The organism is Achromobacter sp. Marseille-Q4954 (assembly GCF_943737025.1).
GTDB lineage: Bacteria > Pseudomonadota > Gammaproteobacteria > Burkholderiales > Burkholderiaceae_B > Achromobacter > Achromobacter bronchisepticus_A.
This window is the reverse complement of sequence record NZ_CALSFQ010000003.1, coordinates 444598-465631: the sequence shown is the minus strand read 5'-3', so window position 1 is coordinate 465631 and position 21034 is coordinate 444598. Positions and strand designations below refer to the sequence as shown.

The following is a 21034-nucleotide window of genomic DNA, read 5'->3' as shown; positions in this document are numbered from 1 at the left end:
GGGCAGGATCGCGGCAATGGCCGCAGGCGTCAAACCGATAGGCCAAAAGTGTCAGCGGCTTGCCGGCCTTCGGGGCCGCAGACCAGGCGGTTGCGGCGGTATTCTCCCGGCGACACGCCGGTCCATTTCTTGAAGGCGCGGTGGAAGGTGCTGGGTTCGGAAAAACCCAGACGCTCGGCGATGTCCATCAGGGATAGATCGTGGCGGCCCAGGTATTCGACCGCGGCATCGCGCCGCAAATCATCCTTCAGGGCCTGGAAGCCCTGCCCCTCTTCACGCAAGTGCCGCCGCAGCGTCTGCGGCGTCATTGCCAGTTGCGCGCTGACCTGAATAAGCGACGGCAACTCCTTGGACAGATCGTTGCGCAACAGGCGGCGGATGCGATCGGTCAGGGTGGTGCGGTCCTGGTACTTCACCAACAGGTCGAACGGCGCATTGGCCAGAAACGGCTTTAGCGTCTGTTCGTTCTGCACCACCGGCAAGGCCAGCCAACGCGACTCCAGCCACAGGCCCGTCACCGGCTGGCCATAGCGCACCGGTGCATAGAACAGCCTGTGCGCATCGGCGCTGCGCGCGCCGCTGCTGTAGTCCACGCCCAGAATGGGAATGCGCCGCGCCGCCAGCCAATTGGCCACGCCAAGCGTGAAGAACAGAAAGGAGCGTTCACCATACCAGCGCGCACAGCTGCTGGGCGCGCGCGAGTCGAGCACGATGCGCGCGCGCTCGCCGCTCACGCACAGGCGGGCGGTGAAATCCCGCAGCACGCCGTGGTAGTAGCGGAACGCCGCGCGCAGCGCCTGCCCGACCTTGTCTTCCTGCAAGGCAAGCCGGCAGGCATGGTCGAACGCCCCCATGGGAACCGGATGCTGGCCCATGCCCAGGAAGTCATCGCGGGTGGCCCGGCGCAGCGTCCGCATTATCTGTGCGAGCTGCGCCTGCGATACCCGCGCCATCGGCGCCTGCAACAGGGACGGCGGCACGCCGGCGCGCGTCAGGACCCGGTCCACGTCCACCCCCCGGCTGCGCGCGCCTTGCAGGATTTGGGCGATATGTCCCACGGCAATGGTGTGATGGGTCATGAGGATATCCAGCGGCTGGCGTACGCCGATGGATCGATGGTAGCCAAAGCCTGCGCGCGCAGGAATGCCTGGCGTGAGCATTCTCGCCAAGCGCAATCAGCGAATCCGCCATTGGTCGGCCGGAAAGCCGCGCCTAGACTGGCGCGAGCCCCAGGCGGGCATGCCACTTCGTATTTACAGGAGTCCCTCTTTGGATACACCGAACACCGCTCCGCTCGCGGGCGTCAGGATCCTGGACCTTTCGCGGCTGCTGCCCGGTCCGCTGGGCGCGCAATACCTGGCCGACCTGGGAGCCGACGTCATCAAGATCGAGGATACGCAGGCGGGCGATTATGCGCCGCCGCCCCTGCGCGCCATCTGCAACCGCAACAAGCGCGGGCTGCGGCTGGATCTCAAACATCCCGAGGGACAGGCAGCGCTGGCGGCGCTGGCGCGCGGCGCGGACGTGGTGATCGAGAGTTTCCGTCCGGGCGTGGCCGCGCGGCTGCAGGCCGACTACGCCACCCTGGCGCGCCACAATCCCCGGCTGGTCTACTGCAGCATCACCGGCTACGGCCAGGATGGCCCGCAGCGCGACGCCGCGGGCCACGATCTGAACTACGCGGCCTGCGCCGGAGTCGCCGATCAGATGGGCTGCGGGCCCGATCTGCCGGCGCTGTCGAACCTGCCCGTGGCCGACATCCTTGGAGGCTCGCTTACGGCGGTAATGGGCATCCTGGCCGCGCTGTACGACGCCCAGCGCAGCGGGCGCGGACGGTACATCGATATCGCCATTGCCGACGGCCTGCTGGCTGGCGCCGTCGTGCCGCTGGCCACGCTCAATGCCCGCGGCGACACGCGGCCGGCGGGCGCCGACACCCTGTCCGGCGGGCTGGCCTGCTATGGCCAGTACCGCGCCGCGGACGGACGCTATTTGGCGGTCGCCGCGCTGGAGCTGAAATTCTGGGAAACGCTGTGCCGGCGGCTGGATCGTCCCGATTTGGCGCCGCTGCACCGCAACGGCGACGCGGCGCAGCAGGCGCGCGTGCGCCGCGAATTGCAGCAGATCTTCGGATCGCGCCCGCTGGCGCATTGGCTGGAACTGTTTGAAGGCGCCGACTGCTGCGTGTCGCCCGTGCTCAAACTGGCGGAAGGCCTGACGCATCCGCAGTTCGTCGCCCGCGGCATGTCGCTGCAGACCGAGCACCCGGTCTACGGCAGCAACACCCATGTGGCCAGCCCGGTGAAGATGTCGGGCTTCCAGTTCGCCATACATCGCCAGGCCCCGCTGCCCGGCGAACACACCGATCAGATCCTGCGCGAGGCCGGCTACAGCGAGCCGGACGTCGCCAGCCTGATCGGGCGCGGCATTGCGCTGTAGGCACATACGGCCAGCCCCGCCCGCCCCCCAAGCGACCATAACCAGGACGGAGACAATCATGAACGATCCTCATCGCAGCCTTCCCTCGCCCCTGCGCCGCAGCCTGCTCAAGCTGGGCGCGGCCCTGCCCGCCACGCTGGCCTTGCCGCGCCCGGCCAGCGCCACGGGCTTTCCGGCCCGCCCTGTCACGCTCATCGTGCCATTTCCGGCTGGCGGCGCGACCGATACGCAGATGCGCGCGCTGGCGATCGCGGCCTCGCGCGAACTGGGCCAGACGGTCGTCATCGCCAACCGGCCGGGCGCGGGCGGCACGCTGGGCCCGGCAGCCATGGCGCAGACCGCCGCACCCGACGGCTATACGGTGTCGGTGGTGGTCGGCACCTTGTTCCGCTACCCATTTCTGCAGCAGGTCAATTACGACCCGCTCAAGGACTTCACCTACGTCGCCTGCATGACCGCCTACTCCTACGCCATCGTGGTGCGCGAGGACGCGCCCTGGCGCACGCTGGACGAGCTGATCGCGGACGCGCGCGCCCATCCCGACAAGATCAGCTACGGCGGCACCGGCACCGGCGGCTCCGGTCGCATCGCGATCGAACGCCTGTCGCGGCTGACGAACACGCGCTTCAATTTCATCCCATACAAGGGCGCGGCCGAAGAGACCACCGCGCTGCTGGGTGGCCATATCCAGATGATCTCGGACGCGGGTTGGGGGCCGATGATAGACACCGGCAAAGCCCGCTTGCTGGCGGTGCTGGGCGAAGCCCGCGCCAAGCGCGTGCCGGACGCGCCCACGCTGACGGAACTGGGCTATCCCATCGTCGCGGCCAATCCGGTCGGCATCGCCGGACCGAAGGGCATGGATCCCGAGGTCACACGCATCCTGCAGCAAGCCTTCCACCGCGCGTCCCGCGACCCGGAGTACAACCGCGCGCTGGAAACCGCCGACCAGCCCCACATGCTGATGGACAGCGCCGCCTATACCGACTTCGCAGTCCGCCAAGTCGCGGAAGAAAGGAAATTCGTTGCCGAGCTGGGCCTGAAGAACTAGCCGCGCCCTCAGCCTGCGGGACTCAGCATGGAGTCGCGCAGGCGCAGCACCGACGCGCAAGACGTGTCGCGATGCGTCACCAGCGACAGGGACAGCGCATCGTGCGCGTCGGCGTCGGTCAGCGGCACGAAGGCCACGTGCGGGGTGGAATACGCGCGCGTCACGCCCGGCACCAGCGCCAGGCCCATGCCGCTGGCGACCAGGCTGATCAGCGTCTGCACCTGTATCGCCTCCTGGCTGATGCGCGGCGAAAACCCGGCCTTGAGGCATAGCGCCTGCGCCACGCCGTGCAGGCCCGGCACTTTCAGGGGCGAATACAGCACGAAGTTCTCGGCGCGGGCGCGCTCCAGGCTGACCGGCCCGCCCGCGGCCAGCGGATGCCCCGCCGGCACGGCCAGGATGAGGTCGTCGCGCTCCACCACCCAGGAGTCCAGCGCCGCGTCTTCCGCCAGCGGACCGCGCACCAGGCCTGCATCGATATCGTTGGCGCGCAGCATCGCGACCAGGCCGACCGTGCTGTCCTCGCGCAGGTCCAGCTGCACGTCCGGATACTGCGCGCGAAAGACCGGCAGGCAGCGCGGCAGCAGCATGTAGGTAGCCGAGCCCACGAATCCCAGCCGCAGCGTACCCCACTCGCCCAGCGCCACGCGGCGGGCAGCCTGGCGCGCCTGGTCGGCGTGGAACAGCGCTCGGCGGGCGTCCGCCATCAGCGCCTGGCCCGCAGGCGTCGGCGTCACGCCCTTGGGGCCGCGCACCAGCAGCGGCGCGCCCACCGCGTGTTCCAGTTTCTGGATCGAGACCGACAGCGCCGGCTGCGCAATATGCAGCGTGTCCGCGGCGCGCCGATAGCTGCCCAGCTCCGCGATGGTGACGAACTGCCGGAGCTGCCGCAAATCGATAGCCATAATAAATTCCATATCGCCCAATACCGACGCCATATTAGACGTGTATGCCGACGGCCGATAGGATTTCCGCCATGACAGCCGCTCCCCTATCCCAAGCCAGCGCATTGGGCGGCGTGCGCATCCTGGACCTGACGTCCGTGGTGTTCGGCCCCTACGCCTCGCAGATACTCGCCGACTACGGCGCCGACGTGATCAAGGTGGAATCGCCCGCGGGCGATTCGACGCGGCATACCGGCCCCGCCCAGGAGCCCGGGCTGGCCGCCATCTTCCTGGGCCTGAACCGCAACAAGCGCAGCATCGTGCTGGATCTGAAGCAGGCCGCGGCGCGCCAGACGCTGTTGACGATGGTGGACCAGGCCGACGTGCTGATGCACAGCATGCGCCCGGCCAAGATGGCCGCACTGGGACTGGATCCGGACACGCTGTGCGCGCGCAACCCGCGGCTGGTCTACGCCGGCCTGTACGGCTTCGGCGCGGGCGGCGCCTATGACGGCCTGCCGGCGTACGACGACATCATCCAGGGCCTCTCGGGCCTGGCCGACCTGGTGGACCGCCAGACCGGCGCGCCGCGCTACCTGCCCACCGTGGCCGCCGACAAGACTTGCGGGCTGATCGCGGCGCACGCCATCCTGGCCGCGCTGTTCCAGCGCGAGCGCACCGGCGCGGGCCAACAGCTGGAAGTGCCCATGTTCGAAAGCATGGCGTCCTACGCGCTGGTCGAGCATTACTACGGCAGGCACCTGGCCGACGAACCCGGCGAGGCCGGTTATCCGCGCGTGCTCACGCCCTGGCGCAAACCGTGCAAAACCGCCGACGGCCATGTCTGCCTGATGCCGTATACCGACGTCCACTGGCGCGACTTCTTCATCGCCGCGGACCGCCCCGATCTGGCGCAGGACGCGCGCTTTGCCGACATCGCATCGCGCACGCGGCACATCGAAACGCTCTACGAACTGCAAGCAGGCATCGTGGCCGGGCGCGATACCGCCTACTGGCTGGCGCTGTGCGCGCGCCTGGAAATCCCCGCCGCGCCCATCAACCGCCTGCAGGACCTGGAGGCCGACCCGCACCTGCAAAGCGTGGATTTCTTCGCGCCGCTAGCAAGCGCTTCCGGCAGCCGCTACCGCTTTCCCCGCAACCCGGTACGTCTGCAGCATTCCCATGTGCCGGCCGCGATGCCGCCGCGCCTGGGCGAGCACACGCTGGACGTGCTGCGCCAGGCCGGCCTGGACGACACGCAAATCGCCGGGCTTCTGGAATCGGGCGCAGCCCGCGACGCGCATCCCTCAACCCCGAACAACCGCAAGGACCCCGCATGACCGCCGACCACAACGCCGCCGACATCAAGCAGCTTGGCCAGGGCTATTACTGGCAGGACCTGGCCGTGGGCCAGCGCTTTCAGACGTTCCGCCGCACGGTGACCGAAACCGACATCGTCAACTTCATCAGCGTGACCGGCATGCTGGAGACGATCTTCATCGACGCCACCTATGCCCATGGCGCGATCCAGGGACGCCCCGCCCCCGGCGGCCTGACCTACGGCCTGATCGAGGGGCTGATCATGCAGGGCATGGTGCAAGGCACCGGGCTGGCGCTACTGGAAGTCCACAAGAAAATGCTGGCGCCCGTGGTCGCGGGCGACACCATCTGGGCGGAGATCGAAGTCACGAGCATACGCCCCACCTCGCAGCACAACCGGGCAGTGGTCGCCTCGGTGATCGAAGTACGCAACCAGCACGGCAAGCCGGTAATGGCCTACACGGCCACGCGCATGCTGGCCGGCAGGCCCTGAACTTCCATCAGGCGATCAAGCGCCCCATAGAGGGCGCTGGCGCCGGGACGCCATCCGCGTCACAAGAACAGCACAAGGAGACAAGCAATGAAGAAAGCACTGCTGGCAGGCAGCCTCGCCATTCTCGCGCTGGGCGCCGCCGCAAGCGCCCACGCCGCCTGGCCCGAACGCCCCATCACCATGGTGGTGCCCTTCCCGCCTGGAGGGCCGACCGATCTGGTCGCCCGGGTGCTGGCCAAGCAGCTGACCGACCAGTTGGGCCAGACCGTCGTGGTCGAAAACAAGGGCGGCGCCAACGGCAACATCGGCATGCAGTACGCGGCTGCCGCCAAGCCCGATGGCTACACCGTGCTGTACAACACCTCCTCCATCGCGCTCAGCCCCAATCTGTACCGGTCGCTGGCCTTCGACCCGGTCAAGGACTTCGCGCCGGTGTCCTCCACGGCGGTGATCCCGCTGGTGCTGCTGGTGCATCCTTCCGTGCCGGCGCCGGACACGCGGACCTTCGTGCAGTATGCGCGCGAGCATCCCGGCAAGCTGTCGTATGGGTCGGCCGGCGCCGGCAACGTCACGCACCTGGGCGCCCTGCTGCTGTTGCGCTCGCTCGAGATCGACGCGGTGCACGTCCCCTATCGCGGCAGCGCCCCGGCCATGACGGATCTGGTCGGCGGGCAGGTGCAGCTCATGACCAATACGCTGAACGATTCGCTGGGCTTCATCCGCGAAGGCAAGCTGCGCGCGCTGGCCGTGACCAGCGGCACGCGCAGCGAGCAATTGCCCGACGTGCCGACGGTGGCGGAAACGGTGGCGCCCGGATTCGAGATGGGCGCCTGGCAAGGCGTGGTGGTACCGGCAGGCACGCCAGCGCCGGTCATCGACAAACTGAACGCCGAAATCCGCCGCGCGCTGCAATCGCCTGAAATGACCAGGCAGCTCAAGGCACAAGGCGCGCAGGCGCTGGGTTCCACGCCGCAGGAATACGCTGCCTACATCAAGAGCGAAATCGCGCGCTGGGGAGAGGTGGTTAAGGCGGCCAATGTGAAGCTGGACTGACGGTTGCTGAAGGCAGGTGCAAAAACGCCCGCGAATCGCGGGCGCTTCTTTCTAAGCTGCCAGGCGGACGGCAAAACTCAGCGGCCGTTGGCCTTGGCCGTGATGCCGTTGGCCGCGCCCATGTCGGTATTGGGCACGTCGCGCAGCAGCACGCGCACGTCCTGGCCGGAGATGCCGATGCTGGCGCACACCGCCTGGTTCAGCGCCGCGATCAGCGCGGCCTTCTTGGCTTCGTCGCGGCCCGAGATCAGCGCGACGTCGACACGCGCCATGGCCTTGCCGATTTCACCGCCCACGATCACATGCGCCGCCGGCACTTCCTGCAGCACGATGCGCACGCTGGGCAGCGGCGCAGCGATGCTTTCAACCACCGCGTTGGATGCGGCCTGCAGCAACGCAGCCTTCTGGGCGGCCGTGTGGCCTTCCATGATCTGGACATTCAAAATTGGCATGACTGATTCCGATGTTCCGAAAAAGGAGAAACCGGCCCAGGCGGCCGGCAAACCATCATATCCGGATCGGAGCGCCGCGGACGGCCGCGCGGCCCCAATCCGGATTAGGGTTTCTCCCTGTCAGGCCGCCTGGTCGCGGCGCTCGGGTTCGGACTGCTCCTGCGCGTCGGTGGCAGCGGCGGCTTCCGCCGCGGGCGCCGTTTCGGCCAGGGCCGGCGTCACCAGCTCCACGACCTTCTTGCGCGACAGCATGCCGATAAACTCATCGTCTTCGCCGGTCACCGCGACCGGCTGGTCGCTGTGCACCAGCTGGGCCAGCACTTCGCCCAGGCCGGCCGTGGCCGGCACGGAAGCCAGATCCTCGACGTAGCGCGAGATATCGCGCGCGCCTTCCTCGATGGCGCGCGTGGCGGCCTCGGCGGTCAGCACGCCGGCCAGCCGCTTGCCGTCCAGCACCGGCGCATATTCGTAGCTCAGGGCGCGCATGCGGTCCATGGCATGGGCGGGACGCGAACGCATGGTCAGGGTCAGGCGCGCCGGGTTCACGGCGTGCGTGGCGTTGAGCACCTTGGTGCGGTTCACGTCCTGCAGGAACGACTGCACGTAGTCGTTGGCCGGGTTCAGCAGGATGTCCTCCGGCGTGCCTTCCTGCACCAGTTCGCCGTCCTTGAGGATGGCGATGCGGTTGCCCAGGCGCAGGGCTTCGTCCAGGTCATGGGTGATGAAGACGATGGTCTTGTTGAGCTTGGCCTGCAGCTGCAGCAACTGGTCCTGCATCTCGCGGCGGATGAGCGGATCCAGCGCCGAGAAGGCTTCGTCCATCAACAGGATTTCGGCATCGGTGGCCAGCGCCCGGGCCAGGCCGACACGCTGTTGCATGCCGCCCGACAACTGGTGCGGGTACTGGTTTTCAAAGCCCGACAGGCCCACCTGGTCCAGCCATTCGCGGGCGCGCTTTTCGCGTTCGGCGCGGCCCACGCCCTGCACGGTCAGGCCGTAGGCGGCGTTGTCCAGCACGGTGCGGTGCGGGAACAGGCCAAAGCGCTGGAACACCATGCTCATCTTCTTTTGGCGGAAGACCTCCAGGTCGCGCTTATTCAGGCTGACCACATCCACGCCATCGACCAGGATGTGGCCGGCGCTGGGTTCGATCAGGCGGTTGAAGTGGCGGATCAGCGTGGACTTGCCGGAACCCGACAGGCCCATGATGACGTAGATGCTGCCTTCTTCGATCGACAGGCTGATGTCGCGCAGGCCCAGCGTGTGGCCGCTCTCGGCCAGCAGTTGTTCCTTGCTCATGCCGCCCTGGGCGGCTTCCAGCCATTTCTTCGGATGCGGGCCGAAGACCTTGTAGATGTTCTTGACCTCGATCTTGCTCATCGCTGGCCTCCCATGCGCATGCGCTGTCCATACGATTGCGTGATCCGGTCGAACAGCACGGCCAGCACCACGATACCCAAGCCCGCCAGCAGGCCGCGGCCTACTTCAAGACGGTTGATGCCGAGCAACACTTCATAGCCCAGGCCGCGCGCGCCGATCATCGAGGCGATCACCACCATCGACAGGGCCATCATCGTGGTCTGGTTGATGCCGGCCATGATGTTGGGCAGCGCCAGCGGCAGCTGCACGCCGAACAGCTGCTGGCGCGGATTGGCGCCGAAGGCGCGCGAGGCTTCCAGCACCTCCCGGTCGACCAGGCGGATGCCCAGGTCGGTCAGGCGGATCAGCGGCGGCACGGCATAGATCACGGTGGCGATGATGGCCGGGATCTTGCCCAGGCCGAACAGCATGACCACGGGAATCAGGTACACGAAGCTGGGCATGGTCTGCATCACGTCCAGCACCGGCAGCATGATGGAGCGCAGCCAGTTGACCCGCGCCATCAGCACGCCCAGCGGGATGCCGATGATCACCGACAGGCCGGCCGCCATGATCATGAGCGCCAGCGTCTGCATGCCGGCGTCCCACAGGCCCAGCACGCCGATCACGCACAGCAGCGCGCCCATCGCCAGGCTCAGGCCGATACGGCGGCTGACGCCCCAGGCGATCGCGATCGTCACCGCGACCACCGCCCACCAGGGCGAATTGCGCAGCAGCTGCTCCAGCCACACCAAGGCATGCAGGACGGGCTGGGACAGGGTCTCCAGCGTGTCGGCATAGTTGGTGACCAAGTGATCGACAAAGCCGTCGATCGCCCCCCGGACCTGCCGGGCGGGAATAATTTCAGGAAACATTCGTTCTACTCCATTCTGGCGCACTCACCGCCCGGACCGCGCCCGCATGCCCAGGAATCGGGCGATGCGGCGCAAGCTTGCGGCTTCCAGCTAGAAAACGGCCGGCCATCCCGGCAGCGCCAGCGCATCTCGGTCCGGGCGCGAGCGCCCGGCCGGCGGCCATCCTGGCAAAGGAAACCGGCCCCATGAAGGGCCGGAGCGCGCCGCGACGGCGCGCAGCCAGGCACATGGCGGGTTACAGCGCGCTTTGGACGCGCCCGGCGACATCGGCGGGGACCCACTTGGTCCAGACGTCGGGTTTGTTCTTCAGGAACCACTTGGCCACGGCGTTGGCTTCGTCGCCGGACTCTTCCATGTGGGCCAGGGTTTCGTTGATCACCGGCAGCGGCACCGAGACCTTGGACAGGAATTCGGTGAGCTTGGGCGCTTCCTCGGAGAACTTGGTGTTCACCGCCGTGAAGACGGGGTTGTCGGGATAGGCGCTGGGTTCGGGCTTGGCGCACTTGGGCGACGTCAGGCACTTGTGCTTTTCGGCGTCGTAGGGCGGCATGTCCAGCTTGACCAGGTCCATCGAACCCACCAGCGGCGTGGGCGACCAGTAGTAGAAGACCACGTTCTGCTTGCGCTTGTAGGCCGACATCAGGGCCGCCTTCTGCGCCGCGCCCGTGCCGGGCGAATACAGGGTGTAGCTGTCGTCCAGCTTCAGGGCGTGGAACAGGTTATTGCTGGTGATCTCGCAGCCCCAGCCCGCCGGGCAGCCGTAGAAGCGGCCTTTGCCGGGCTCTTCCGGATCCTTGAACTTGTCCTTGAATTTCGGCAGATCGGCCGCGGACTTCAATTCGGGCAGGCGTTCCGCCGTGTAACGCGGGATGTACCAGCCTTCGGCGCCCATGTAGAGATCGCCGATGCGCTTGACCTTGCCGGTCTTCTCGGCGCGGTCCCAGGGATCGGCAACGCTGTTCAGCCAGATCTCGGTATTGATATCCAGGTCGCCGCGCTCCAGCGCAGCCAGGGCGGGCAGGGTTTCGGTCGGCAGGGTCTCGGTTTTGCAACCGTAGCCCTTTTCCATGATGAAACGTTCGACGTCAACCAGGACCAGATTGGATTCCCAGTTCATCGCGCCGAAATTGACCGGGCGCTTGATTTCGCACTGGACGGCATCGGCGGCTTGGGCCGCGCCGGCGAAGGCGAAGAACACAGCCGCGGCGGCCAGGGTCTTGACAGGGGTAAAACGCATTGGCTTTTGCCTCCATAGGTTCAGGGACACACGCCAGGCTTGGGCCCGGAGGTGCCATGGAGCTAAGGGGGTTGTGCGGAAGACGGGCAGAACCGCCAATACAAACCGACACTAGCAACAAGACGGTCCGCGAGGGTGCGGCATCTTGCAAGACAGGAGCTTCAAAAACGCAGTTTTTGAAAACCCACAGAAAGTGAACAAACTGAACGAAGAAGCCAGCATCTTAAACGAAATTGATGCTCAACCCAACCCCACCCCGGAATGAATCAGATACATTTCCCGAAAAAATGGTCCGGGATTACCCGCAAGCGCAAGGAGTGAAACAGCGACTTTACCTAGGGGATTTTGATTCAGACGAACAGATACATTTAGTAAATAATAAATTCATATCCATACGCTTTAGCCGCTTCAAACGGGCCGGAAATCGCGGTTCCGGCCAGTGGATGGACGCGTTTCGGACAGTTTTCCGTCGCCAATTCCATTGAAATCGACCATCCTGCGGACATCTGCCGGCCGCTACTCGTTCTTGGCGTACATGTAATCCCGGCGCCAGGGGTAGGCAAGGTCCGGCGGATTGTCCAGCTCGTCGGAGCGTCCTGTCGCCGGGTGCTGTCCCAGGATCTGGTGCAGCGCAATCCAGCCGTGCTCGAACGCCATGGCGCAGCCAGCCAGGTACAGCCGGTAGGCGCGCAGCGAACGCTCGCCCTGCTCGCCGCCCAGGATGCGCGCCGCTTCAGGCAGGCGCGCCTCCAGCGCATCGCTCCAGGCCCACAGGGTGCGCGCGTAATGCGGCCGCAGGTTTTCCACGTCCACCTCTTCCAGGCCGCCGTTGGTCAGGGTTTCCATCACCACGCTGACGTGGGTCAGCTCGCCGCCCGGGAAGATGTATTTCTCGATGAATTCGCCCATGCCGTTGCCCAGCTCGGCGTTGTAGACGCCGGCCGCGGTAATGCCATGGTTCATGATCAGTCCGCCCGGCTTGAGCAGGCGGCGCAGCTTGGCGAAATAGCCTTCGAGCTGGGCCCGGCCCACGTGCTCGAACATGCCGACCGACGCGATCTTGTCGTAGGGCGCGGATTCGTCCAGCTTGCGGTAGTCCAGCAGCTCCATGCGGACCCGACCTGCAAGCCCCTTCTCCTGGATCAGTTTGCTGACATGGGCATGCTGGTTGCGCGACAGGGTGATGCCGGTGGCGTCCACGCCATAATGCTCGGCGGCCCACAGCAGCAGGCCGCCCCAGCCCGCCCCCACGTCCAGGAACCGTTCGCCCGCACGCAGGCGCAGCTTGCGGCAGATGTGGTCCAGCTTGGCCTCCTGGGCCTGGGCCAGCGTCATGCCCGGTTCGCGGTAGTAGGCGCAGGAATAGACCCGGCGCGGGTCCAGCCAGAGAGCGTAGAAGTCATCCGACAGGTCGTAGTGAAATTCGATCTGCTTGGCGTCGCGCTCTACCGAATGGCGCCAGACCGACACCACCTTGCGCACCAGCTCGGTCAGCCAGCCGCCGCGAGCCGCGTCCACCGGCGACCCCGGCAGCAGCGCCGAAGCCGCGGCCATCACATCGCGCATATTGCCCTCGATGTCGATGCGGCCTTCCACATAATCCTGCCCCAGCACGCCCACCGCGCCTTCGGCCAGATGCGCCAGGGCAGTCTTGTCGTGCGTGACGAAACGGACACGGGGTTCGGGCGGCCCCAGCACGGCGCCGTCGGGCAGAACCAGCTGGACCGGGACCGGCAGGGCCTGGAGTTTGCGTTCCACAACAGACAACAAAGGATTCACGACTTCTCCTCTGGAATACGTACGGACCGCAATGACTTTATCGGAAAAAACTTGCAATTTGCTTGTAAGGTTGCCCGTGATACAGTCGTTTACTTGGCCCAAACCGTGCAACAAACCGCATCCGGGCCCTGCCACTGCGCTACCCCGCAATCGACATGCCCCCTTCACAGTCTTTCCGCAGCAGCCTGCCTGGCTGGCTGATACTCATGGGCGCGCTGACCGCTATCGGTCCGTTCGCCATCGACATGTACCTGCCCGCCTTCCCCACGATCGCGGCAAACCTGGGCGTGTCCCGCGGCGACGTCGAACGCACGCTGGCCGCCTACCTGATCGGCCTGGCGATGGTGCAAGTGTTCTATGGCCCCATGGCCGACCGCTACGGCCGCAAGCCGCCGTTGCTCGTCGGCCTGACGCTGTTCATGATCGGTTCCCTGGGGTGCGCGCTGTCCGGATCGGTGGAAGCGTTGACCGGCTGGCGCGTGGTGCAGGCCATGGGCGGCGCCGCCGGCATCGTGATCCCGCGTGCGGTCATCCGCGACCATTACGAAACCCATGAAGCCGCCCGCGCGATGTCGCTGCTGATGCTCATCATGGGCCTCGCCCCCATCCTCGCGCCCTTGGCCGGCGGCCAGTTGCTGGCCATCACCTCGTGGCGCAGCCTGTTCTGGGTCATGCTGGCCGGCGGTGCGATGCTGATGGCCGCCGTCATCCTGATCATGAAGGAATCGCTGGCGCCTGAACGCGTGGTGCCGCTGCGCTGGCACACCATACTGCGCAACTACCGCGACCTGTTCGCGCACCGTGGCTTCATGGCGCACAGCCTGGCTGGCGGCTTCGGCCAGGCTGGCATGTTCGCCTACATCATCGGCTCGCCGCGCGTCTTCATCGAACTCTACGGCGTGCCGCCCCAGTACTACGGCCTGCTGTTCGGCACCAACGCGCTGTCGCTCATCATCTGCTCGCAGATCAGCGCGCGCCTGCTGCGCGCCTACACGCCGCGCCAATTGCAGCGCCGCGCGCTGACCTCGCTGGCCTGCGCCAGCCTGGCGGCGGTCGCGCTGACGCTGGCCGGCTGGATGAGCCTGCCCCTGCTGATGCTGTGCCTCATCTGCTACATGGGCAGCCAGGGCTTCGTCAATCCCAACTCGGCGGCGCTGGCGCTGGCGGACCAGGGCAAGCGGCTGGGCGCGGCTTCCGCACTATTGGGGACGCTGCAATTGTCCTGCGGCGCGCTGGCCGGTTTTGCGGTCAGCGCCTGGCAGACCGACAGCGCCCTGCCCCTGACGACCACGCTGGCGGCCTGCGCCTGCCTGTCCTGGATCTCGGGCCGCGTGGCGCAATCGCACACCACATAGCGTCGCCGCTTGATTTAATTAGGCTTTTCATATTAGAATCTAAGTCTTCACATGAAGTTTCCCGTGCCGAACTACTATGCTTTGTAGTTCAGCACTCTGACCCCAACCGCGCGATGTCTGGCGATTCCCTCCGGGATTTCCAGAAATTCTTACAAGAATTCAGCGGGTGGCAGGCAGCGGGTATAAGCACTGGGGCGGACCAGACTGGGCTTTGATGGCCATTCCGATCCCCCCTCATCCACTAAGACTGGGTGGCCGGCGTAGGCAAGGTACAGCAGCAGCGTACGAAGCCTCTACAGCCCGGCGGCTAAAACCCTGTCTACCCCCCAAGCGATGCGCGCAAAAGAACGACCTAAAGAGGTGCATCCATGGCACGCGTATGCCAAGTGACCGGCAAAGGCCCGATGGTGGGCAACAATGTTTCGCACGCGAACAACAAGACCAAGCGTCGCTTCCTGCCCAACCTGCAATCGCGCCGGTTCTGGGTTGAAAGCGAAAACCGCTGGGTCCGCCTGCGTGTTTCGGCCAAGGCCATCCGCACGATCGACAAGAACGGCATCGACGCCGTGCTGGCCGAAATGCGTGCCCGCGGCGAACTGGCTTAATCAGCCTCCCCGCCAATCTACATACTAGGAGCACGACATGGCCAAAGGTATCCGCGAAAAGATCAAGCTCGAGTCGACTGCCGGCACGGGTCATTTCTACACGACCACCAAGAACAAGCGCAACATGCCCGAGAAGATGCTGATCAAGAAATTTGATCCGGTCGCTCGCAAGCACGTTGACTACAAGGAAACCAAGCTGAAGTAATTCAGCCGGTTTTCCCGCAAGACGAAAAGGCCCTGCACCGCAGGGCCTTTTTTCGTTTCCGGGCGGGCGCTGCGCGCCGCGCCTGTCTATTGCCCCGGGGCGAAGGCCCATGTTCCAATTGGGCCGCTGTCATCCGCCGCGCCTGCTGGCGCCAGATTCCTTCTCCACGCGATACCTGACATGTTCCGTCCCTGCCTCACTCTGTTGCGCCGCGCCGTGGCGCCGGCACTCCTGGCCCTGGCGCTGACTTCCGCCGCCTCGGCCAAGGACAAGGAGCCGCCCATCCGCATCGGCGAGATCAACAGCTACAAGGCCATCCCCGCCTTCCTCGGCCCCTACAAGAAGGGTTGGCAGCTGGCGCTGGAAGAGGTCAATGCAAGCGGCGGCGTGCTGGGCCGAAAGCTGGAAGTGATCTCGCGCGACGACAACGGCAACCCCGGCGATTCGGTGCGCGCGGCCCAGGAATTGCTGGCCCGCGAAAAGGTCGAGCTGCTGTTCGGCGGCTTTCTTTCAAATACCGGCCTGGCGCTGACGGATTTCGCCAAGCAGCAGCAGGTGTTCTTCCTGGCGGCCGAACCCCTCACCGACAAGATCACCTGGCAGGACGGCAACCGCTACACCTACCGCCTGCGCCCCTCCACCTGGATGCACGTGGCGGCGCTGGCCCCCAAGGCGCTGGCCTTGCGCAAGAAGCGCTGGGCCATCGTCTATCCCAACTATGAATATGGTCAGTCCGCCGTGGCCACCTTCAAGGCCATGATGACTTCGTTCCAGTCCGACGTGGAATTCGTCGCCGAGCAGGCCGTGCCGCTGGGCAAGGTCGATGCCGGCGCCGTGGTGCAGGCCCTGGCCGACGCCAAGCCCGACGCGATCTTCAACGTGCTGTTCGCCGCCGACCTGACGCGCTTCGTGCGCGAAGGCAATACCCGCGGCCTGTTCGAGAACCGCGCCGTGGTGTCGGTGCTGTCCGGCGAACCCGAATACCTGGAGCCGCTGGGCGCCGACACGCCCACCGGCTGGATCGTCACCGGCTACCCCTGGTACGCCATCGACACCCCGGCCAATAACGCCTTCGTCGAAGCCTACAAGAAGCGCTACAACGAAACGCCCAAGGTCGGCTCGGTCGTGGGCTACGCGTCCCTCATGTCGATCGCCCAGGGCCTGAAGGCGGCGGGCGAAGTGGACACGGAAAAACTGGTCGACGCGTTTGCCGGCCTGAAGGTGGACACGCCCTACGGCCCCATCCAGTACCGCAAGATCGACCACCAGTCGACCATGGGCGTGTACGTGGGCGTGACCGCGCTGGAAGACGGCAAGGGCATCATGAAGGACTTCGCCTACATCGACGGCGCCCGCCTGCAGCCGCCTGACGAGCAAGTGCGCAAGATGCGTCCGGCGCACTGATGAGCCTGTCCGGGCTGCTGCTGCAGCTGCTCAATGGGCTGGCGGACGCCAGCGCGCTGTTCCTGGTCGCCGCCGGCCTGTCGCTGATCTTCGGCGTCACGCGCGTGGTGAACTTCGCGCACGGCTCTTTCTACATGCTAGGGGTCTACCTGGCGTGGACCTTCACCAACTACTTCGGCGACGGCGCGGGCTATTGGGCCGGGCTGCTGCTGGCGGCGCTGGCCACGGGCCTCATCGGCGCGGCCGCTGAATGGCTGGTGCTGCGGCGCCTGTACCAGGCGCCCGAACTATTCCAGCTGCTAGCGACTTTTGCGCTGGTGCTCATCATCGGCGACGCCGCGCTGGCCATCTGGGGGCCGGAAGACCTGTTCGCGGCGCGCGCCCCCGGCCTGTCCGGCGCAGTCCAGATCCTGGGCCGGCGCTATCCCGAGTACGACCTGCTGCTGATCGCCGCCGGCCCCGTGGTGCTGGGCCTGCTGTGGCTGCTGCTGATGCGCACCCGCTGGGGCCGGCTGCTGCGGGCCGCGGCGGAGAACCGCAAGATGCTGGCCGCGCTGGGCGTGAACCAGGCCTGGCTGTTCACCTCGGCATTCACCCTGGGCGCGTTCCTGGCCGGCCTGGGCGGGGCGCTGGCGGCGCCGCGCGTGCCCGCCACCCTGGGCCTGGACCTGGAAATCATCGCCAGCGCCTTCGTGGTGGTGGTGGTGGGCGGCCTGGGTTCGATTCCCGGCGCCTTCCTCGCCGCCCTGCTGATCTGCTCGGTCAAGGCATTGTTCGTGTTCCTGGGGCAGGTGCAGATCGGCCCCTGGCTCTTCAATCTGTCCAAACTCACGCTGCTGGCGGAATTCGCCGTGATGGCCGTGGTGCTGGTCGTGCGCCCCTGGGGCCTGCTGGGCAAGCCGCCCGAACCCGCGGCGCACGCCGCCGCGCCCGAGCGCCCGATCGCCCCGGCCGGCCGCGGGCTGCGGCTGGCCTATGGCGCGCTGCTGGCGCTCCTGCTGCTGGCGCCGGTGGCGGCCGCGCACAGCCCCTATCTGGGCATCCTGCTGACCGAAATCCTGATCGCCGCGCTGTTTGCCGCCAGCCTGCATTTCCTCACCGGACTGGCCGGCATGACCTCGTTCGGCCATGCTGCCTGGTTCGGCCTGGGCGCCTATGGCGCCGCGCTGCTCCTGAAGCTGGCGGCCGTGCCGATGGAAGCGGCGCTGCTGCTGGGCCCCTTCGCCGCCGCATTCGGCGCCCTGCTGTTCGGCTGGTTCTGCGTGCGCCTGTCCGGCGTGTACCTGGCGATGCTGACCCTGGCGGTGGCGCAGATCCTCTGGGCGCTGGCCTATCAATGGGATGACGTGACGGGCGGCAGCAACGGCATGATCGGGCTGTGGCCGTCGGCCAGGCTCGCCCAGGGCCCATGGTTCTATTACCTGACGCTGGCGCTGTGCGTGGCCGGCATCGCCTGGCTGCGCCGCCTGGCGTTCTCGCCGCTGGGCTATGCGCTGCGGGGCGTGCGCGATTCGGCGCTGCGCGCCGAGGCGCTGGGCATGGATACCCGGCGCGTGCAATGGGCGGGCTTCGTGGCTGCGTCCTTTGCCGCCGGCCTGGCGGGCTCGCTCTACGCGTTTTCCAAGGGCAGCATCGCGCCCGACACGCTGGCCGTGAGCCGCTCCGTGGACGGACTGGTCATGGTGCTGCTGGGGGGATTGCAGACGCTGGCCGGCCCGCTCGTAGGCGCGGCGTCCTACACCTGGCTGCAGGATGCCGCCGCGCGCAGCACCGAGTACTGGCACGCGGTGCTGGGGCTGGCCATCCTGGCCCTGGTCATGGCCTTTCCCGAGGGGCTGGCCGGCGCCGCCGCGCGCCTGGCCGCGCGCTGGAACAGGGGGCGCGCATGAATACCGCCCCCTTGCTGCAAGTCCGCGAACTGCGCAAATCGTTCGGCGGCATCGACGCGTTGGCTGGCGTGTCATTCACGCTGGAAGCCGGCCGGATGCTCGCCCTGATCGGCCCCAACGGCGCCGGCAAGTCCACCTGCTTCAACGCGCTGGGCGGGCAACTGCGGCCCGACTCGGGCTCGGTGCTGCTGGACGGCCGCGAACTGGTGGGCTTGTCGGCGGGCAAGATCTGCCGGCTGGGCGTGGGGCGCACCTTCCAGACCGCCGCCACCTTCCGCTCCATGACGGTGCGCGAAAACGTGCAGACGGCGCTGCTGTCGCGCGACCGGCTGCTGCTGAACCCCTGGCGCCGGGCCACCCGGCACGCGGCCGAGGAGGCCATGGCGCTGCTGTCGCAGGTGCAGATGGCGGACAAGGCGCAGGAGCACTGCGGCACGCTGGCCTACGGTGACGTCAAGCGGGTGGAACTGGCGATGGCCCTGGCGCACCAGCCGCGCCTCTTGCTGATGGACGAACCCACGGCGGGCATGGCCACCAATGAACGCCATGCGCTGATGCGGCTGACGCGCACGCTGGCGGACACCCAGCGCATTGCGGTCCTGTTCACCGAGCACAGCCTGGACGTGGTCTTCAAGCATGCCGACCGCATCGCGGTGCTGGTGCGCGGCAGCCTGCTGGCCGAGGGCGAGCCCGCGCAGATTGCGGCCGACGAGCGGGTCCGCGCGGCCTATCTGGGCACGGAAGCGCCGCAGCCGGCCTGAGCCGGCCGCGCACGCGGCCTCAGTCGTTCCTCAGCCCGTTGGGCTGGCATTCCCAGAAGATCTTGGCCTGGCATCCCTCGCAGATGCCACGGTCCAGCTTGGCGTAGATCGTATGCAGCGCCGTCGCCTTGTCGGGAAAGACATGGTCCTCGCCCAGGCGCTGCAGAAAGCCCGTGCGGCGCCACATGTCCAGCACTTCCGGCCGCGGGCGGTGGAAATACAAGTCCCCACCCATGGCCCGCCTGGCGGCGAGCTCGTCTTCCCAGACCTGCGCGCCGGCCATGTCGATGAAGTTCATGCTCTTGGCCATCACCAGCAGATGGCGCGGCGCGCCGGGCGCCGCGCGCAGTTCGTGCAAACGCTGCGCCACATGCGTGGCGGCGCCGAAATAGACCGAGCCCTCCATGCGCAGCAGCTTCAACTGCGGGCATTCTGGCAAGGCGTCCTGCGCATGCTCCAGCACCACGAAGCGCCGCTCCAGTCCGCGCGTATCGAAGCCCATGGTGCGCATCGCGGGCCGCGAGGTGCGGTGCAGGTAGACCATCAGCGACAACACCGTGCCCAGCAGGATCGCCACTTCCATGCGTATGGTGATGGTGGCGGTCAGCGTGGCGGCGGCGATGACCGCTTCGCCGCGCTGGGTCCGGATCAGTTGCCGCCAGCGCGGGATATCGAACAGGGTCCAGGCCACCAGCAGCAGCAGCCCGGAAATCGCGGCGTGCGGGATCATGGCCAGAAGCGGCGCCGACAAGGCCACCAGCGCCACCAGCAGCAGGGCCGAGAACACGGACGCCAGCGGCGTCTTGGCGCCAGCCTCGTAGTTGGGAATGGACCGGTTGAGCGACCCGCAGGACAGGTAGCAGGAGAAGAATCCGCCCACGATATTGGACAGCCCCTGCCCCACGAACTCGCGGTTGGCGTCGATGCGCTGGCCCGAACGCGTCGCCACGGCCTTGGCGATGGAGATGGATTGCGCCAACGCCACGATGGTCAGCGCGAAGGCCACGCTCAGCAATTCGGGCAAGGCGCGCCAATCGACGCTGGGAATATGGAAAGGCGGCCAGGGCTGGGCCAGCGCGCCCAGCACGGACACCGGCGCGCCATCGGTCAGCGCGTTGAAGGCGGCGGCCGCCAGCGCCCCCGCCGCCAGGCCCGCCAGCATGTAGGGCTTGCGCTTGTCCAGCCGCCGCACCAGCAGCGCCACGGCCAGGGTGGTCAGCGTCACCAGCAAGGCGCCCCAGTGCACCTGCGCCAGATTCGCGGCCAGGCTGGCCAGCAAGGCGCCCGCGCCGTGCGCGTCCGGCGCCGGCATGCCCAGCGCGTCCTTCAGCGCATGCACGGCGATCAGCAGGGCCGCGCCGCTGGTGAAGCCGAACAGCGCCGATGGCGAGATGAAATGCGCCAGCGAGCCCAGCCTGAGCGTGCCCACCAGCCATTGCATCAGCCCGACCAGCACGGTCACGGCCAGCGCCAGCTGGATGTAGCCCTGGCTGCCGGCGACCGCCAGCGGCGTCAACACCGCATAGAGCGCCAGCGAGTTGGCATTGGTCGGGCCCGACATGACATGGCGGCTGGACCCAAAGAGCGCCGCGACGATACAGGGCACGATGGCGGAATACAGGCCGTACTCGGGCGGCAGGCCCGCCAGCATGGCGAACGCCACGCCTTGCGGCAGCACCAGCAGCGCGCCCAGCAGGCCCGCCGTCGCATCCGCGCGCAAGGTCCGCGCATTGACCTCGTCCACCCACGAGCCGAACAACCGGCGCGCGACGCTCATCCCCCCCTGCATCATTCTTTCTTGTCCCTCGGCATCTGCTTTCTGATTGGTTCCGCCTGCGGCGCACAGGGCTGGCGGCGGGTCGCCTAGCGTAAT

19 protein-coding genes are annotated in these 21034 nt (G+C 67.0%); 11 read left to right on the top strand and 8 right to left on the bottom strand.

All coding sequences use genetic code 11. The annotated features are described in order from the left end of the window. Positions 1 to 29: 29 nt before the first annotated feature. A complete protein-coding gene (locus tag NGK62_RS27625) occupies positions 30 to 1079 on the bottom strand; it encodes an AraC family transcriptional regulator (protein ID WP_059371761.1) in 1050 nt (349 codons plus the stop codon). A 190-nt stretch (positions 1080 to 1269) separates the two neighbouring features. Here NGK62_RS27625 and NGK62_RS27620 point away from each other — a divergent pair, with 190 nt between their 5' ends. Together NGK62_RS27620 and NGK62_RS27615 are read left to right on the top strand one after the other, a co-directional pair. Further along, the gene (locus NGK62_RS27620; protein ID WP_251881279.1) at positions 1270 to 2439 is read left to right on the top strand and encodes a CaiB/BaiF CoA transferase family protein; all 1170 of its coding nucleotides are present in this window, start codon (positions 1270 to 1272) and stop codon (positions 2437 to 2439) included. 58 nt (positions 2440 to 2497) lie between these two features. After that, positions 2498 to 3490 carry a Bug family tripartite tricarboxylate transporter substrate binding protein gene (locus NGK62_RS27615; RefSeq protein ID WP_059371760.1) on the top strand — a complete coding sequence of 331 codons (993 nt, stop codon included), beginning with the start codon at positions 2498 to 2500 and terminating at the stop codon, positions 3488 to 3490. A gap of 8 nt (positions 3491 to 3498) precedes the next feature. On the opposite strand, the gene NGK62_RS27610 is transcribed toward NGK62_RS27615, so the two are convergent. After that, complete coding sequence (locus NGK62_RS27610) at positions 3499 to 4395, bottom strand: LysR family transcriptional regulator (RefSeq protein WP_251881277.1); 897 nt, start codon at positions 4393 to 4395, stop codon at positions 3499 to 3501. 71 nt (positions 4396 to 4466) lie between these two features. Here NGK62_RS27610 and NGK62_RS27605 point away from each other — a divergent pair, with 71 nt between their 5' ends. From NGK62_RS27605 to NGK62_RS27595, 3 genes are all read left to right on the top strand, one after another. Then, positions 4467 to 5714 (top strand): CaiB/BaiF CoA transferase family protein, encoded by a 1248-nt coding sequence (locus NGK62_RS27605; protein ID WP_251881275.1) that lies wholly within the window; start codon positions 4467 to 4469, stop codon positions 5712 to 5714. Further along, on the top strand, positions 5711 to 6187 hold the full coding sequence (locus tag NGK62_RS27600; protein ID WP_118934516.1) for a MaoC family dehydratase: 477 nt from the start codon (positions 5711 to 5713) through the stop codon (positions 6185 to 6187). Before NGK62_RS27605 ends, NGK62_RS27600 begins: the two co-directional genes overlap by 4 nt. 87 nt (positions 6188 to 6274) lie before the next feature. Beyond that, positions 6275 to 7240: a Bug family tripartite tricarboxylate transporter substrate binding protein gene (locus NGK62_RS27595; protein WP_059371757.1), complete on the top strand. Its 966-nt coding sequence runs from the start codon at positions 6275 to 6277 to the stop codon at positions 7238 to 7240. A 77-nt stretch (positions 7241 to 7317) separates the two neighbouring features. On the opposite strand, the gene NGK62_RS27590 is transcribed toward NGK62_RS27595, so the two are convergent. The 5 genes from NGK62_RS27590 to NGK62_RS27570 all read right to left on the bottom strand — a co-directional run bounded on the left by NGK62_RS27590 (position 7318) and on the right by NGK62_RS27570 (position 12942). Then, on the bottom strand, positions 7318 to 7692 hold the full coding sequence (locus NGK62_RS27590; RefSeq protein ID WP_054451217.1) for a tautomerase family protein: 375 nt from the start codon (positions 7690 to 7692) through the stop codon (positions 7318 to 7320). Positions 7693 to 7812: 120 nt separating this feature from the next. Beyond that, positions 7813 to 9072 (bottom strand): quaternary amine ABC transporter ATP-binding protein, encoded by a 1260-nt coding sequence (locus tag NGK62_RS27585; protein WP_251881273.1) that lies wholly within the window; start codon positions 9070 to 9072, stop codon positions 7813 to 7815. After that, a complete protein-coding gene (locus tag NGK62_RS27580) occupies positions 9069 to 9926 on the bottom strand; it encodes an ABC transporter permease (protein WP_054451215.1) in 858 nt (285 codons plus the stop codon). Before NGK62_RS27580 ends, NGK62_RS27585 begins: the two co-directional genes overlap by 4 nt. Positions 9927 to 10161: 235 nt before the next feature. After that, complete coding sequence (locus NGK62_RS27575) at positions 10162 to 11163, bottom strand: ABC transporter substrate-binding protein (RefSeq protein ID WP_054451214.1); 1002 nt, start codon at positions 11161 to 11163, stop codon at positions 10162 to 10164. A 516-nt stretch (positions 11164 to 11679) separates the two neighbouring features. Then, positions 11680 to 12942: a class I SAM-dependent methyltransferase gene (locus tag NGK62_RS27570; protein ID WP_118934512.1), complete on the bottom strand. Its 1263-nt coding sequence runs from the start codon at positions 12940 to 12942 to the stop codon at positions 11680 to 11682. Between the two features lie 155 nt (positions 12943 to 13097). Here NGK62_RS27570 and NGK62_RS27565 point away from each other — a divergent pair, with 155 nt between their 5' ends. The 6 genes from NGK62_RS27565 (at position 13098) to NGK62_RS27540 (ending at position 19161) form a co-directional block, all read left to right on the top strand. Next, a complete protein-coding gene (locus NGK62_RS27565) occupies positions 13098 to 14297 on the top strand; it encodes a Bcr/CflA family multidrug efflux MFS transporter (protein ID WP_262480430.1) in 1200 nt (399 codons plus the stop codon). Between the two features lie 368 nt (positions 14298 to 14665). Further along, entirely contained in the window at positions 14666 to 14902 is a 237-nt protein-coding gene (gene rpmB, locus NGK62_RS27560) for a 50S ribosomal protein L28 (RefSeq protein WP_006385639.1), read from the top strand. A gap of 37 nt (positions 14903 to 14939) precedes the next feature. Next, positions 14940 to 15107, top strand: a complete 168-nt coding sequence (gene rpmG / locus NGK62_RS27555; RefSeq protein WP_003810296.1) for a 50S ribosomal protein L33 — start codon at positions 14940 to 14942, stop codon at positions 15105 to 15107. 180 nt (positions 15108 to 15287) lie between these two features. Next, positions 15288 to 16511, top strand: a complete 1224-nt coding sequence (locus NGK62_RS27550; protein ID WP_251881271.1) for an ABC transporter substrate-binding protein — start codon at positions 15288 to 15290, stop codon at positions 16509 to 16511. Then, entirely contained in the window at positions 16511 to 18400 is a 1890-nt protein-coding gene (locus NGK62_RS27545) for an ABC transporter permease (RefSeq protein WP_251881269.1), read from the top strand. The genes NGK62_RS27550 and NGK62_RS27545 overlap by 1 nt, the downstream gene beginning before the upstream one ends. Next, positions 18397 to 19161 (top strand): ABC transporter ATP-binding protein, encoded by a 765-nt coding sequence (locus tag NGK62_RS27540; RefSeq protein WP_251881268.1) that lies wholly within the window; start codon positions 18397 to 18399, stop codon positions 19159 to 19161. Before NGK62_RS27545 ends, NGK62_RS27540 begins: the two co-directional genes overlap by 4 nt. A 19-nt stretch (positions 19162 to 19180) precedes the next feature. Here NGK62_RS27540 and NGK62_RS27535 read toward each other — a convergent pair whose 3' ends face one another. After that, positions 19181 to 20938: a SulP family inorganic anion transporter gene (locus NGK62_RS27535; RefSeq protein WP_059371751.1), complete on the bottom strand. Its 1758-nt coding sequence runs from the start codon at positions 20936 to 20938 to the stop codon at positions 19181 to 19183. Positions 20939 to 21034 lie beyond the last annotated feature (96 nt).

What these genes read in the sequence shown, in the direction of transcription:
- NGK62_RS27625 (WP_059371761.1), bottom strand. Translation starts at nt 1,079, where the DNA reads ATGACCCATCACACCATTGCCGTGGGACATATCGCCCAAATCCTGCAA.
- NGK62_RS27615 (WP_059371760.1), top strand. Translation starts at nt 2,498, where the DNA reads ATGAACGATCCTCATCGCAGCCTTCCCTCGCCCCTGCGCCGCAGCCTG.
- NGK62_RS27610 (WP_251881277.1), bottom strand. Translation starts at nt 4,395, where the DNA reads ATGGCTATCGATTTGCGGCAGCTCCGGCAGTTCGTCACCATCGCGGAG.
- NGK62_RS27605 (WP_251881275.1), top strand. Translation starts at nt 4,467, where the DNA reads ATGACAGCCGCTCCCCTATCCCAAGCCAGCGCATTGGGCGGCGTGCGC.
- NGK62_RS27600 (WP_118934516.1), top strand. Translation starts at nt 5,711, where the DNA reads ATGACCGCCGACCACAACGCCGCCGACATCAAGCAGCTTGGCCAGGGC.
- NGK62_RS27595 (WP_059371757.1), top strand. Translation starts at nt 6,275, where the DNA reads ATGAAGAAAGCACTGCTGGCAGGCAGCCTCGCCATTCTCGCGCTGGGC.
- NGK62_RS27590 (WP_054451217.1), bottom strand. Translation starts at nt 7,692, where the DNA reads ATGCCAATTTTGAATGTCCAGATCATGGAAGGCCACACGGCCGCCCAG.
- NGK62_RS27585 (WP_251881273.1), bottom strand. Translation starts at nt 9,072, where the DNA reads ATGAGCAAGATCGAGGTCAAGAACATCTACAAGGTCTTCGGCCCGCAT.
- NGK62_RS27580 (WP_054451215.1), bottom strand. Translation starts at nt 9,926, where the DNA reads ATGTTTCCTGAAATTATTCCCGCCCGGCAGGTCCGGGGGGCGATCGAC.
- NGK62_RS27575 (WP_054451214.1), bottom strand. Translation starts at nt 11,163, where the DNA reads ATGCGTTTTACCCCTGTCAAGACCCTGGCCGCCGCGGCTGTGTTCTTC.
- NGK62_RS27565 (WP_262480430.1), top strand. Translation starts at nt 13,098, where the DNA reads ATGCCCCCTTCACAGTCTTTCCGCAGCAGCCTGCCTGGCTGGCTGATA.
- rpmB (WP_006385639.1), top strand. Translation starts at nt 14,666, where the DNA reads ATGGCACGCGTATGCCAAGTGACCGGCAAAGGCCCGATGGTGGGCAAC.
- rpmG (WP_003810296.1), top strand. Translation starts at nt 14,940, where the DNA reads ATGGCCAAAGGTATCCGCGAAAAGATCAAGCTCGAGTCGACTGCCGGC.
- NGK62_RS27550 (WP_251881271.1), top strand. Translation starts at nt 15,288, where the DNA reads ATGTTCCGTCCCTGCCTCACTCTGTTGCGCCGCGCCGTGGCGCCGGCA.
- NGK62_RS27545 (WP_251881269.1), top strand. Translation starts at nt 16,511, where the DNA reads ATGAGCCTGTCCGGGCTGCTGCTGCAGCTGCTCAATGGGCTGGCGGAC.
- NGK62_RS27540 (WP_251881268.1), top strand. Translation starts at nt 18,397, where the DNA reads ATGAATACCGCCCCCTTGCTGCAAGTCCGCGAACTGCGCAAATCGTTC.
- NGK62_RS27535 (WP_059371751.1), bottom strand. Translation starts at nt 20,938, where the DNA reads ATGAGCGTCGCGCGCCGGTTGTTCGGCTCGTGGGTGGACGAGGTCAAT.